At 72.9% G+C, this 13,133-nt stretch carries 9 protein-coding genes and 2 pseudogenes; 7 read left to right on the top strand and 4 right to left on the bottom strand.

Annotated features, from left to right (window positions below):
* Positions 1-4: 4 nt before the first annotated feature.
* Positions 5-379: a GntR family transcriptional regulator gene (locus RLT58_RS28705; protein ID WP_311313258.1), complete on the bottom strand. Its 375-nt coding sequence runs from the start codon at positions 377-379 to the stop codon at positions 5-7.
* Between the two features lie 81 nt (positions 380-460).
* On the opposite strand from RLT58_RS28705, the gene RLT58_RS28700 reads away from it, so the two are divergent.
* Both RLT58_RS28700 and RLT58_RS28695 read left to right on the top strand, forming a co-directional pair.
* A complete protein-coding gene (locus RLT58_RS28700; protein ID WP_311313257.1) occupies positions 461-1,381 on the top strand; it encodes a GNAT family N-acetyltransferase in 921 nt (306 codons plus the stop codon).
* Positions 1,362-1,897, top strand: a pseudogene (locus tag RLT58_RS28695) (DUF402 domain-containing protein). Before RLT58_RS28700 ends, RLT58_RS28695 begins: the two are co-directional and overlap by 20 nt.
* A gap of 4 nt (positions 1,898-1,901) precedes the next feature.
* Here the strand turns inward: RLT58_RS28695 and RLT58_RS28690 are convergent.
* Positions 1,902-2,987, bottom strand: a pseudogene (locus RLT58_RS28690) (methyltransferase domain-containing protein); the annotation flags it as partial.
* Positions 2,988-3,227: 240 nt separating this feature from the next.
* On the opposite strand from RLT58_RS28690, the gene RLT58_RS28685 reads away from it, so the two are divergent.
* Complete coding sequence (locus tag RLT58_RS28685; protein WP_311313256.1) at positions 3,228-4,271, top strand: lytic polysaccharide monooxygenase auxiliary activity family 9 protein; 1,044 nt, start codon at positions 3,228-3,230, stop codon at positions 4,269-4,271.
* A 31-nt stretch (positions 4,272-4,302) separates the two neighbouring features.
* On the opposite strand, the gene RLT58_RS28680 is transcribed toward RLT58_RS28685, so the two are convergent.
* Positions 4,303-5,193 (bottom strand): esterase/lipase family protein, encoded by an 891-nt coding sequence (locus RLT58_RS28680; RefSeq protein WP_311313255.1) that lies wholly within the window; start codon positions 5,191-5,193, stop codon positions 4,303-4,305.
* Between the two features lie 335 nt (positions 5,194-5,528).
* On the opposite strand from RLT58_RS28680, the gene dnaE reads away from it, so the two are divergent.
* The 4 genes from dnaE (at position 5,529) to RLT58_RS28660 (ending at position 11,833) form a co-directional block, all read left to right on the top strand.
* Positions 5,529-8,999 (top strand): DNA polymerase III subunit alpha, encoded by a 3,471-nt coding sequence (gene dnaE / locus RLT58_RS28675; RefSeq protein WP_311313254.1) that lies wholly within the window; start codon positions 5,529-5,531, stop codon positions 8,997-8,999.
* Between the two features lie 6 nt (positions 9,000-9,005).
* Positions 9,006-9,980: a DNA polymerase Y family protein gene (locus RLT58_RS28670; RefSeq protein ID WP_311313253.1), complete on the top strand. Its 975-nt coding sequence runs from the start codon at positions 9,006-9,008 to the stop codon at positions 9,978-9,980.
* 106 nt (positions 9,981-10,086) lie between these two features.
* Positions 10,087-11,151 (top strand): DUF3533 domain-containing protein, encoded by a 1,065-nt coding sequence (locus tag RLT58_RS28665; protein WP_311313252.1) that lies wholly within the window; start codon positions 10,087-10,089, stop codon positions 11,149-11,151.
* Positions 11,152-11,335: 184 nt separating this feature from the next.
* Positions 11,336-11,833 (top strand): phospholipase, encoded by a 498-nt coding sequence (locus RLT58_RS28660; RefSeq protein ID WP_311313251.1) that lies wholly within the window; start codon positions 11,336-11,338, stop codon positions 11,831-11,833.
* 84 nt (positions 11,834-11,917) lie between these two features.
* On the opposite strand, the gene RLT58_RS28655 is transcribed toward RLT58_RS28660, so the two are convergent.
* Positions 11,918-13,003, bottom strand: a complete 1,086-nt coding sequence (locus RLT58_RS28655; protein ID WP_311313250.1) for a S1 family peptidase — start codon at positions 13,001-13,003, stop codon at positions 11,918-11,920.
* Between the last annotated feature and the right edge of the window lie 130 nt (positions 13,004-13,133).

Genomic DNA, 13,133 nt, shown 5'->3' with positions numbered 1-13,133 from the left:
GCCCCTACCCCCCGTACACCGCCCGCACCGCGTCCTCGGCCAGCGCCACCGCCCGCCCCCGCGACACCCCGAGCCTCCGCACCTGCTCCGCGTACTCCCGCGCCGCGACCCCCGCGTGCCGCTCCGCCGCGTCCCCGGCCGCCGCGACGAACGTCCCGTTGCGTCCGCGCGTCTCGATCACCCCGTCCGCCTCCAGCGCCCGGTACGCCTTGGCGACCGTGTTCGCGGCGAGCCCCAGCTCCTCGGCGAGGCCGCGTACGGTCGGAAGTCTGTAGCCGACCGGCAGCACGCCGGATCGGGCCTGTTCGGAGATCTGCGTGCGCAGCTGCTCGTACGGGGCGGTGCCGGCATCCGGGTCCACAGCGATCTTCAGAGTCACCGCCCGATTGTCCCCCACCGCCGGCTCCGGCGGAGAAAAACCGGGAGCGGCCCGGCCGGATCCACGGGTACGGTCCGGCGCATGACTGTCATCGTGCGCGAATTCCGGCCCGCCGACGCCGAGGGGTGGGTGCGGGTGCGCCGTGCGGCGCTGCCGTACATGGTCACCACTCCGGAGCGGGTGCTCTTCGACGTGGCCGCCGCCCCCGAGGGCCGGCGCTACCGGCCGCTGGTCGCGGAGGTGGACGGCGAGATCATCGCGACGGCCCAGGTCGGGCTGGCCCATGACAGCCCCGAGCCCGTCCAGGGGTTCTGCAACGTGTACACCCACCCGGAGCGGACCGGCCGGGGCGCGGGGGCCCTGCTGCTGCGCACGGCCGAGGAGTATCTGGGCCTGGCGGGCGCGACCTCGGTCTACACCTGGGTGCTGGACACCCCCGGCAACCGGGCGTTCGCCGCGAAGCACGGCTACGAGGCGAGCCGGCCCGCCCACTTCCTCCACCTCGGCCTGGCGGACGGCACGCTGCCGCCCCGTCAGGAGCCCCCGGCCGGAGTCGAGCTGCGTACGGCCGCCGACTTCGCCGACGACCCCCGGCCGCTGTTCGAGGCGGACGTCGAGACCACCGCCGACGAGCCCAGCGACACCCCGGCCCAGCTGTCGCACTACGAGGAGTGGCTCGCCGAGACCTGGCGCAACCCCGGCCTCGACCACCGGCTCACCTCGGTGGTGGTGGCCGACGGCGAGGTCGCGGCGTTCAGCGCGGCGGAGACGGACGGCGTGAGCTCCTACTGGTCGGGGATGACGGGTACCCGCCGCGCGTACCGCAACCGGGGCCTCGCCAAGCTCGCCAAGAACGACTCGCTGCACCGGGCGCGCGCCGCCGGATACACCGACGCCTACACCGGCAACGACGCCGACAACGGTCCGATGCTGGCGGTCAACCGCTGGTTCGGCTACGAGATCTGTGCCACGGAGGTACGCCATGTCCGCAGGATCGGCTGAGGCCGGCCTGACGGTCGTCCTGGTCAAGGCCGGGAAGACCAAGATCCTTCCCCAAGCTCTCAGCTTCGTTCGAGCAGGGGAGACCCCACTCCGGCCGCGCTGGTCGCCGACAACGGCACCCGGCTGACCGTACGGGCACCGTGGGCCGCGCCCGGGGTGCGCGACTTCGGCTTCGTCCGGTTCGAGCCGGGCGACGTCTTCACCGAGCACTTCTGGCGCGACGTCTGGTTCGCGGTGAAGGAGGTCCGCACCGGCGCGGGCGAACTCAAGGGCTGGTACTGCGATGTGACCCGCCCGGCCGTCCTGCGGGACGGCGAGCTGACCGTCGAGGACCTGGGCCTCCACCTGTGGGTGTCGGCGGACCGCTCGCGGATCCTGCGCCTGGACGAGGACGAGTTCGAGCAGAGCGGTCTGGCCGCGCGCGGCCCGGAGGCGGCGGATGCCGCCCTGCGCGCCCTGGACGAGCTGGAAGCGCTGGCCCGCTCGGACGAGGGCCTCACCGCCCTGCTGTCCTGACCGGCCCGCTGACCGGCAGCGGCACCGCGCGGCTCGGCCCCGCCGGGGCGTACGCGACCGGGTCGGTGTCCTGATGCCAGTGGATCAGGAAGCGCTCGCCCGTGCGGTAGCCGTCGAGGCCGGCGCGGCAGTAGGCGACCAGGTCGTCCGGGAGGCGGTCCAGAGGGAACCACTCCAGCTCGGAGCACTTGTCCGGTTCGCGGTTGTACGGCGGGCGGGCCGGGTCGTACGTCGCCTCGAAGAACCAGCCGGTCCTGGGGTTGCCGGCCGGGCCCCGGTGCTGCATGACGAGGGCCACGCGCAACTCCTCCGGGGCGAGGGCGATTCCGGTCTCCTCGGCCGCCTCGCGGATCATCGCCTCCCGGACGTCCTCGCCGTCCTCGACATGGCCGGACGGGGCGTGCAGCAGGCCGTCCGCGTATCCCGTGCCGGACCGGCGGGCGAGCAGGACGTCGGGGCCCCGGCGCAGAAGCAGGTGCACGTCGACGACCTCGGTGTGGCGGCGCGGCGGTGCGATGCGGGCCACCAGGGCGTACCGCTCGTCGTCGACCTCCTTGCCCCAGAGGTCGCGGTCGCCGGAGAGCCGCTCGTGGTGGACGCGCTCGGTGTGCGGGGCGAGCAGCGCGGTGAGGTGCTCGGCGGACAGGCCCGTCCCGTTCCACACCCCCTCGATCAGCACCAGTCTGCCGCCGGGCCTCAGCAGACCGGCCCAGTGGCGCAGGACCGCCGCCGGGTCGGGCAGCAGCCACACCACATGGCGGGCCAGGACCACATCGAACCGCCGGCCGTCGACGGGCGGCCGGGCCGCGTCCCCCACCAGCACATCGGCCCCCGTCCCGGCCAGCTTGGCGCGGGCCCGCTCCACCATGCGCGGTGCGCTGTCCACGGCGGTGACCCGGTGCCCCTGCCCGGCCGCGACCAGCGACAGGCTGCCGGTGCCGCATCCCAGATCGAGCACATCGGAAGGCGCGGAGGGCAGCCAGTGGGCCAGCCGCCGCTCCCAGGCGCGGCGGACCACGGGGTCGAGCAGGCCGTGGTCGGCCTCCTGGTCGAAGGAGTCGGCGGCGAAGTCCCAGTCGGTCGTCGTCATGATCCGATCGTGCCAGGCGCCACTGACAACGGCCCCGGCGTGCTCCCGAACGGGCTCCGCAGCCCCCGGTCTTAAGCGTCTGTGAGCCGCTCCTTAAGCCCGTCATAACGATCGCCGCCCCTCCTCTTCCGGGCCTGTTCCGGGGCCGGACGGCGGCTAGCTTGCTGTTCCCGGGCCGCCCGCGCAGGGCCCCGCGCAGAGCTCCGTACAGACGTGGACCACCGAAGGAGTACCGCCACCATGGCCGCCAACACCCCTGCCCGCCGCCGGACCGCCACCCTCGCCGCGCTCGGTGCGCTGCCGCTCGCGCTGACCGCTCTGGCCGCGGTCCCCGCCGCCGCGCACGGCTCGCTGACGGATCCGGTCAGCCGGGTGTCGGCCTGCTTCGCCGAGGGGCCGGAGAACCCCCGGTCCGCCGCGTGCGTGGCCGCGGTCGCGGCGGGCGGCACCCAGGCGCTGTACGACTGGAACGGGGTCAACATCGCCAACGCGGCGGGCAACCACCGCCGGCTGATCCCGGACGGCAAGCTCTGCAGCGCGGGCAACGACAAGTTCAAGGGACTCGATCTGCCGCGCGCGGACTGGCCGGCGACGAAGATGGCGCCGGGCCGGCACACCTTCCGCTTCCGGGCGACCGCCCCGCACAAGGGCTCCTTCGCGCTGTACCTCACGACGTCCTCGTACGACCCGGCGAAGCCGCTGAAGTGGTCGGACCTGGAGGAGAAGCCGTTCGCGGAGGCCACCGACCCGCAACTGGTGGACGGGTCGTACGTGTTCGACGGCACCGTGCCCGACCGTGCGGGCCGGCAGCTGATCTACACCGTCTGGCAGCGCTCGGACTCGCCGGAGGCGTTCTACGCCTGCTCCGACGTGGTCTTCGACGGCGCGGGACAGAGCGGCGAGAAGCAGAGCGGTACGAGCGGCAGCGGGTCGGTCGCCGCGGTTCCGCAGCCGTCCGCGTCCGCCCCTACCGAGCAGGAGATCACGAAGGGGGAGGCCAAGTCGTCCGTCGAGCACGGCGGCCACGGTGACGACGACGCCCGCACCGGCGCGAAGGTCACCGAGGCGGCCGGCACGCCCGGCGCCCCCGCGGTCAACGCGCCCGAGCCGGACAGCGCGTCCGCCGCCCCCGCCCCGGCGGGCGAGGAGCTCGCCGAGACGGGGGGCGACGGCAGTACGGCGTTCCTGACGATCGGCGGGGCGGCCGCGCTCGCCGTCGGCGCGGGCGTCCTGTTCCTGTCGGTGCGCCGCCGGGCCGTCTCCACCGCCCGGCACGGACGCTGAGCGGCGGAGGGACCCGGCGGGGACCGTCGTCCTAGCCGATGACCGACGCGCAGGTGGTCGGGGTGGCGTGCGCCGGATCCAGGGCGTTCGCCACCTCGTGGTAGGCGACCCGGTCGATCGTGCCGATCGCCACGTGCTCGGACAGGTCGACCGGGCACAGGTCCTGGAGCAGGACGTTGCGTACGTCCGGCCCGTCCAGGAACTGGGTCCGGTACGGGGTCACGACCTCGTCGTACCGGGTCGCGATGACGGTGTAGTGGACTCCGGGCACGGTGTCGGGCACGGAATTGAGCTTCTTGATGAAGGGTGACCCGGCCACCTGGTCGGCGAGGCCGGGTGTACCGGCATTGAGCAGGTCCCCGACGCCGGGGAAGTACGGCAGGAGTTTGGTCAGGCCGAGCAGGGTGGTGCCGTGGTTGTCGGGCGCGAGCCCGACCAGGGCGTTCACCTTGGCCGCTCCGCCGAGGAACTTCAGGTAGTAGTTGGGCATCATCCCGCCCTGCGAGTGACCGACGAGGTCGGCCTTGGGCGCGCCGGTGGAGGCGAGCACCTTGTCGACGAAGGCGGCCAGCTGGCCGGCCGACTTGTCGATCGGGCCGAGGCCGTTGAAGACCGGCACTCCGGGGAGCTGCCCGTAGTCGAGCGAGTAGACGCAGTAGCCCCGGTTGACCAGGTAGGGGGCGAGGACGAGCCAGTTGTCGACCGAGTTCCCGAAGGTTCCGTGGACCAGGACGACGGGGCGGGGATGGGCGGCGGAGGGCTTGCAGGAGTAGTTGTTCCAGCCGCTCGACGTGGCGGTCGCGGCGGCGGGGGCCGCTGCGGCGGTGGCCGTGGGGGTGGCGACTGCGGCGACGGCGAGTAGCAGTGCGGCGAGTGTCCGGCGCGCGCGTGGGGAACGCGGCGCACGGATCCAGGGCAGCATCGTGTGGTCTCCTTGCGGCTCAAGGGATTTGCGATGTCTGTGCACCCTGCGGCCCGGACCACAAGTTCTGATGACGTTCTACGTGCTCATGCCAAATTACGCACGAGTAAGGTTGCCTGGGAAGTTACGCGTCAGTAAAAAGTGACGCGATCACCCGGAGCCCCCGGCGCACCACGCGGCAGGCCGCCCACATCCCGGATCGAGACAAACGCGACCTTCGCCGATTATAGAATCGAACGAATATGCGAACATTGAGTTAGAGTACTTGTCTCGATCGGGATGAATCGTGATGACACGGACGAAGCAAGGGGGAGCATGAGCAGCAGGAGGTGTGTATGTCGTTTACGCACCTCCATGCAGCAAGCGGCTACTCGCTGCGGTACGGGGCCAGCCACCCGTACGCACTGGCCGAGCGGGCCGCCGAGCGCGGCCTCGATGCTCTGGCGCTGACCGACCGGGACTCCCTGGCGGGCTCGGTGCGCTTCGCCAAGGCGTGCGCGGAGGCCGGGGTCCGGCCGCTGTTCGGCGTCGATCTGGCGGTGCCCGGCGTGCCGGCGTCCGGGCCGGTGCCGGCGAAACGGCAGCGGACCCCTTCCCGGGGCGGCGCCTTCGTCACGGAGGCACCGCAGCGCGCGGTGTTCCTGGCCCGGACCGCACGCGGCTGGGCCGAGCTGTGCCGTCTGGTGTCGGCGGCGTCGGACCAGGGCGTCACCTGGGAGGACCTGTCCTGCCCGGACGGCGAGCTGTTCGTCCTCCTCGGGGCGGACTCCGAGGTGGGGCAGGCACTGGCGTCGGGGCGGCCGGACCGGGCCGCGACCCTGCTGGGCCCTTGGCGCGAACGGTTCGGCCGGTCGTTGCGCATCGAGACGTCCTGGCACGGGCGCTCCGGCACCGGTCCGGGATCGCTGCGGCTGGCCGCGCGCATGGCGGGCTTCGCCGCCGATCAGCAGGTGGTCCCCGTGCTGACCAACGCCGTGCGCTACGCCGACCCGGACCGGGGCGAGGTCGCCGACATCCTGGACTCCGCCCGCCTCCTGGTGCCGATCGACGCCCGTGACGCTTCCCGGCTCGACAGCGGGCAGCGATGGCTGAAGGACACCGGGGAGATGGAGCGGATCGCCGGGCGGATCACGGAGGCCGCGGGCGGCCGGAGCGGGGACGCGCGGCGGCTGCTCGCGGCGACCGAGGAAACGGCCGAGGCGTGCGTGGTCGATCCGGGCGACGCGTTCGGGCTCGGCCGGCTGAACCTTCCGGAGCCCGAACTGGTGGGCGCGAGCACCGAGTCGGCGGACCGGGTGCTCGCGGACCGCTGCGCGGCGGGCATGCTCAGCCGCGCCTACCACCGGAAGGCGGAGCGCTGGGACCGGCTGGAGAACGAGTTGCGGATCATCGCCGGGCACGGTTTCGCCGGGTACTTCCTGACCGTCGCCGAGGTCGCGGCGCAGGCCCAGCGGCTCGGCGTCCGCGTGGCCGCGCGCGGCTCGGGCGTGGGCTCGCTGGTCACGCATCTGCTGGGAATCAGCCCGGTCGACCCGGTGGCACACGGCCTGGTGATGGAGCGCTTCCTGTCCGAGCACCGCTCGGCCCTGCCCGACATCGACCTGGACGTCGAGTCGGCCCGCCGCCTGGAGGTCTACCAGGCGGTACGGGAGCGGTTCGGGGCCGACCGGGTGGCGACGCTCGCCGTCTACAAGACCTACCGGGCACGCGGGGCGATCGAGGTCGTGGCCCGCGCCCGCGGCATGGCCCCGGACCAGGCGGCCCGGCTGGGCAAGGCGTTCCCGCACATCCGGGCCAAGGACGTGCGGGCCGCGCTCGACGAGCTGCCGGAGCTGCGCGAGGTCGCCGCCGAGGACCACGGCCGGCTCTGGGAGCTGGTGGAGGCGCTCGACGAGCTGCCGTTCGAGGCTGCGATGCACCCGTGCGGGCTGCTCGTCTCCGACGCGGCCCTGGTACGGCGCACCCCGACGGCACCGACCACCGTCGAGAACATCGCCATGTCCCAGTTCGACAAGGAGGACATCGAGGACACCGGTCACCCGAAGATCGACGTCATCGGCGTACGGATGCAGTCGGCGCTCGCGCACGCGGCCGCCGAGATCGAACGCGTCACCGGTGAACCCCTCGACCTGAACGACCCCGCACAGGTGCCGCCGGACGACCCCGCCACGTACGACCTGATCTGCTCAGGGGACACCCTGGGCACCTTCCAGCTGGAGAGTCCGGGCCAGCGGGAACTGGTACGGAACCTGCGGCCGCGGTCCTTCGGCGACCTGGCGCTCGACATCAGCCTGTTCCGGCCCGGACCGGTCGCGGCGAACATGGTGGATCCACTGATCAAGGCCCGGGACAGCCGGAACGGGACCCGTTACGCGCACCGCGACCTGAAGCCGATCCTGGCGGAGACCGAGGGGCAGGTGGTCTACCACGAGCAGGTGATCGAGATCATGAGGGTGATGACCGGCTGCGACCGGGGTACGGCGGACGAGGCCCGCCGCGCCCTGTCCGTCCCCGAGCGGCAGGGCCGGGTCCGGGCCTGGTTCGCCGATCAGGCCCGTCGGCGCGACTACCCGGTACAGGTCGTACGGGATGTGTGGAAGACCCTGGAGAACTTCGGCAGCTTCGGCTTCGCCAAGGCGCACGCCGCGGCCTTCGCGCAGCCCGCCTACCAGTCGAGCTGGCTCAAGGCCCACCGGATGGCGGCCCTGCTCGCGGGGCTGCTCACGCACGACCCGGGGATGTACCACAAACGCGTCCTGGCCGCCGACGCCCGGCGTCACGGGGTGCCGCTGCTGCTGCCCGACGTCAACCGCTCCCAGGCCGCACACATAATCGAACTAGTGTCCGGTAAGTGGGGGGTGCGGATCGGCCTCTCGCAGGTCCGCGGCATCAGCGAGGCCGAGAGCAAACGCATCACGGACGGGCAGCCGTACGCCTCGGTCGAAGACTTCTGGGAGCGCGCCCGGCCCAGCCGCCCGCTGGCCGAACGCCTCGCCCAGGTAGGCGCGTTGAGCCCGTTCGGGTCCCGCCGCGAGCTGCTGCTGAAGGTCTCCGAGCTGCACCGCTCGGGGCGCGGCACGGGTGGCTCCGCCACCGGTCAGCTCCCCATCGAACACTCGGAGAGCGTCGGCGCCGAGCCGGACGACGACACCGCGGCCACCCTCACGGGCCTGCCGGTCATGAACGCCTCCGAACAGCTCGCCGCCGAACTCGACGTGCTCGGCATGGATGTCTCCCACCACCTCCTCGACGAGCACCGCTCCCTGCTCGCCGACATCGGTGCGACCCCCGCCGCCGATCTGGCGGGCCTCCGGCACGGCTCCACCGTGCTCGTCGCCGGCGTCAAGGTCGCCACCCAGACCCCGCCGATCCGCTCGGGCAAGCGCGTCATCTTCGCCACCCTGGACGACCCCACCGGCCTGTCCGACCTGGCGTTCTTCGAGGACAGCCACGCACGCTGCGCCCACACGGTGTTCCACAGCAGCCTGCTGCTCGTGCGCGGCACCCTGGCCCGCCGTCCGCCGCGCGCCTTCAGCATCACCGGCACCGCGGCCTGGAACCTGGCCGAGCTGATCGACCTGTACCGCGAGGGCGGTCCCGCCGCCGTCGCCGACCGCCTCACCCGCACCGGGCCCACCCCGCGCCGGGCCGCGCCGCACCGCACCCTCACCCAGCCGAACGGATACGCCCTGCACCCCTGGGCCGACCTCCAGCCGCCCGGCACACCCGCCTCCGCCGGCCTGCCCGCGCTCGACGCGCTCGACGCGCGGTCCTTTCACCACGCGAGCCCCGGAAGCGCGGGGTGACCGGCGATGATCCTCTACCTCCACTTCGGCGCCCCGCAGCCGGACCCCGTATACCGCCGACTCCTCGACATGGTCGGCGAGTTCACCCCCGTCGCCCAGGCCCTCCCCCCGGACGCGGCACTCGCCGACGTATCCGGAAGCACCCGCTACTTCGACCGCGACGCCGCCGGGCTCGCGGCCCTGATCCGGATGCGCGCGGCCGCGCTCCACGGCCTCGACATGACGGTCGGCATCGGCCCCAACCCGCTCCTCGCCCGGCTCGCCGCCCACCGCGGGGAGCCCGGCGCCATCCGCACCGTCCCGGACGACCCCGAGGCCGTCACCCGGTTCCTCACCGGGCTCCCCGCCACCGCGCTGCCCGGCGTCGGCCCGGCCACCGCCCGCACCCTGGCCTCGTACGGCCTGCGCACCGCCGACCGGATCGCGGCCACCCCGCTGCTCACCCTCCAGCGCATCCTGGGCACAGCGACCGGGCGTGAGCTGCGCGAACGCGCGGCCGGCATCGACCCCACCCGCGTCACCACCGGCGCCCCGCCCCGCACGATCGACGCCGAGCACCGCTTCGACCACGACGAGTCCGACGCCGCCCGCCAGCGGGCGGCCCTGACCCACCTGACCGAACAGCTCGGCGCCCGCCTCCGCGACGAGCGGCAGACCTGCCGGGCACTGACCCTGACCGTCCTGTACGCCGACCGGTCGACGACCACCCGCAACCGCACTCTGCCCGAGGCCACCGCACACACCCCCCGGCTCCGCATCGCGGCCCACGCACTGCTCGGTGCTCTGGGGCTCCAGCGGGCCCGGGTCCGCTCCCTCGCCCTGCGCGCGGGCGAACTCGGCGACGCGGACTCCGCCTCCCGGCAGCTGGCCTTCGGCCCGGACGACGACCGGGCCCGCCGCATCGAGGCCGCGGCCGACCGCGCCCGCGCCCGCTTCGGACCGGGCGCGGTACGCCCCGCCAGCACCGCAGGGATGCGATGAGCGCCCGACGGCCGGGGGCAGAGATACGGGCCGCCTCCGGCCGCCCGCTCAGCCATTCGGCCCGGCCCCGACTGCGTGGAGGACGGGCACCCCGGAGCGTGGGGGCATGACTTTCGCTGACGAGGTGAAGAACGCCGTCACACCACGGGCCGCACTGCTCGTCATCGGCGTACTGGCGCTGCAACTGCTGTTCATCGCGTCCTACGTCGGAGCGCTCCACAAGCCGAAGCCGACGGACGTCCCCTTCGCCGTCGTCGCGCCCCAGCAGGTGTCCGCCCGCCTCGTCACGCAGCTGGACCACCTGCCCGGCGGCCCCCTGGACCCCCGCGCCGTCGCCGACGCGGCGACCGCCCGCCGGCAGATCCTCAACCGTGACATCGACGGTGCCCTGATCGTCGACCCCCGGGGCAGCACCGACACCGTGCTGGTCGCCTCCGGCGGCGGCACCGTGCTGGCCACATCGCTGACGCAGATCATCAAGAAGGTGGAGTTCACCCAGAAGCGCACGGTGCGCGCCGTGGACGTCGCCCCGGCCTCCGGCCAGGACTTCGACGGGCTCTCCTCGTTCTACCTGGTCGTCGGCTGGTGCGTCGGCGGCTACCTCTGCGCCTCGATCCTGGCCATCAGCGCGGGCACCCGCCCGGCCAACCGTCAGCGCGCGGTGATCCGGACCGGGGTCATGGCGCTGTACTCGATCGCGGGCGGCATCGGCGGCGCGATCATCATCGGCCCGATCCTCGGCGCCCTGCCCGGCAGCTTCTGGGGCCTCGCGGGCCTGGGCGCACTGACCGTCTTCGCGGTCGGCATGGTCACCCTCGCCCTGGAGGCGCTCACCGGCATCGTCGGCATCGGCCTGGCCGTCCTGCTCGTGGTGATCGCGGGCAACCCGAGCGCGGGCGGCGCCTTCCCGCTGCCGATGCTGCCGGACTTCTGGCGGGCGATCGGCCCCGCCCTGCCGCCGGGGGCCGGAACCTGGGTGGCGCGCTCGATCGCGTACTTCAGGGGCAACGCGGTGACCGGTCCCCTGCTGGTGCTGTCCGCCTGGGCGGTGGCGGGCACGGTGGTCACCCTGCTGCTGGCGATGCGCCGGAAGCCGGATGCGGCGGAGGCCGCGGAGACGGCCGGGGCGCCGCACGCGCCGGCCGCGGGCGGCGGTTCGACCGCGGCATAAGGGCGGCTCCGCGTCCGCGTCGGGCCGCCGACGCGGACGCGGCCCGACGCGGACGCCAACCTTGGGCGTCCAGTTGACGAAACACCTAGGCATGACAGGTGCATGACGGCATTCTGGTGCGACCTCGTGCGACCCACGAGGCGCACAGACGCCACAACCCCCTTACATCTTCCGGAGGTTGCTCATGCATCGCCGCATCGCCACCCTGCTCGTCACGGCCACCCTGTCGCTCCCGCTCGCCCTGCTGCCTGCCGCATCCGCCTCGGCCGCCCCCGCGGACAAGCCCCAGGTCCTCAGCTCCTGGACCCAGACGAGCGCCTCCAGCTACAACGCCTGGAACGCCGCCCGCAACAACCAGGGCGCCTGGGGCACGTACGGCTTCGACTGGTCGACGGACTACTGCAGCACCTCCCCCGACAACCCGTTCGGGTTCCCCTTCCAGACCGCCTGCGCCCGCCACGACTTCGGCTACCGCAACTACAAGGCGGCCGGCACCTTCCCGGCCAACAAGGCCCGCCTCGACTCCGCGCTCTACGCGGACCTCAAGCGCGTGTGCTCCGCCTACTCGGGCGCCAAGCTGACGTCCTGCAACGCCACCGCCTGGACGTACTACCACGCGGTGGACATCTTCGGCGTCGCCCCCGCCCGCCAGGACACCGCCAGACTCGCCCCGGCCGCCTGACGGGAGCGCCCTTCCCGAGGCCGGCCCGGACACGGGAGTGGCCCCCGGCGGTGCCGGGGGCCACTCACCTTCGTACGCGGACCGTCAGCCGATCTCGGCCCCGAACGCCGACAGCGCCTCCGGCACCGGCTGGAAGAACGTCTCGCCGCCCGATGAGCAGTCGCCGCTGCCGCCCGAGGTCAGGCCGATCGCCGTGTCACCGGCGAAGAGCGAGCCGCCGCTGTCGCCGGGCTCGGCGCAGACCGTCGTCTGGATGAGCCCGTTGACGATGTCGCCGTTGCCGTAGTTGACCGTGGCGTCGAGCCCCGTCACCTCGCCGTCGTGCACCTGGGTGGTGGAGCCGCTGCGCGTCACCGTCATCCCGACGGTGGCCTCGCCCGCCTTGGTGATCGGCTGGGTGGAGCCGTTGTAGAGGTCGACCTCGCTCGGGTGCGCCGTGTCCGAGGTGTACTTCACCAGGCCGAAGTCGTTGTCCGGGAACTCCGAGCCGGCGTTCGTGCCGATCTCCGCGCCGCTCTGGGAGTCCGACCAGCTGGAGATCGCCTCGGTGCAGTGCCCGGCGGTCAGGAAGTACGGCTCGCCGTCCTTGACCACGTTGAAGCCGAGCGAGCAGCGCCCGCCGTTGCCCCAGATCGCGTCGCCGCCGGCGATGAACGGCTTGAACTCCCCGGCGGACTTCTTGAGCTCGGCCTTGGAGCCCAGCCCCTCGACCACCGAGCTGAGCTTCTGCCAGGCCGCGCCCTTGACCGTACGGTCGGCCGTGACGACCACCTTGTTGCTGACCGGGTCGACGGCCCACGAGGTGCCCGGGATCGTGGCCTTGCCGGCCAGGGTCTGCCGGGCGGACTTCAGGTCGGCGAGCGAGTTCTGGACGATTCTGGCCTTGCCGCCCGCCTGGCGGACCTGCTCGGCCGCGGCCTCGTCGACCACGTTCATCACCAGGTGCTTCGACGTGGCGTCGTAGTACGCGCCGGCCGCGTCGGAGCCCAGGTCCTTGCCCAGCCCGGTGGCGAGCTTTCCGGCCACGTCGGCGCTCAGCGTCCGCGCGGTGAACTGCGGTACGTCGTCACTGGCGTTCGCACTCTGGAACGTCGCTCCCGCTGCGACCAGGGCCACGACCGCCGAACCGGCGAGCACTGCGCGCTTCCTGGATATGCGTCGATGCTTCAACTTCGACCTCCTGTGGGGGCCGCGCACGGATGATGTGGGGTCGTCCGTACACGGAGGATGGGGCGCCCACTATTCCGACCGGGCAGATAGCACACAAGGCCGACTTCAGGACGCACACACGACAACACCC

This window comes from Streptomyces sp. ITFR-16, assembly GCF_031844705.1.
In the GTDB taxonomy this organism is placed as follows: domain Bacteria; phylum Actinomycetota; class Actinomycetes; order Streptomycetales; family Streptomycetaceae; genus Streptomyces.
Note: the sequence above shows the minus strand (reverse complement) of the source record. Positions and strands in the feature narration are given on the sequence as shown.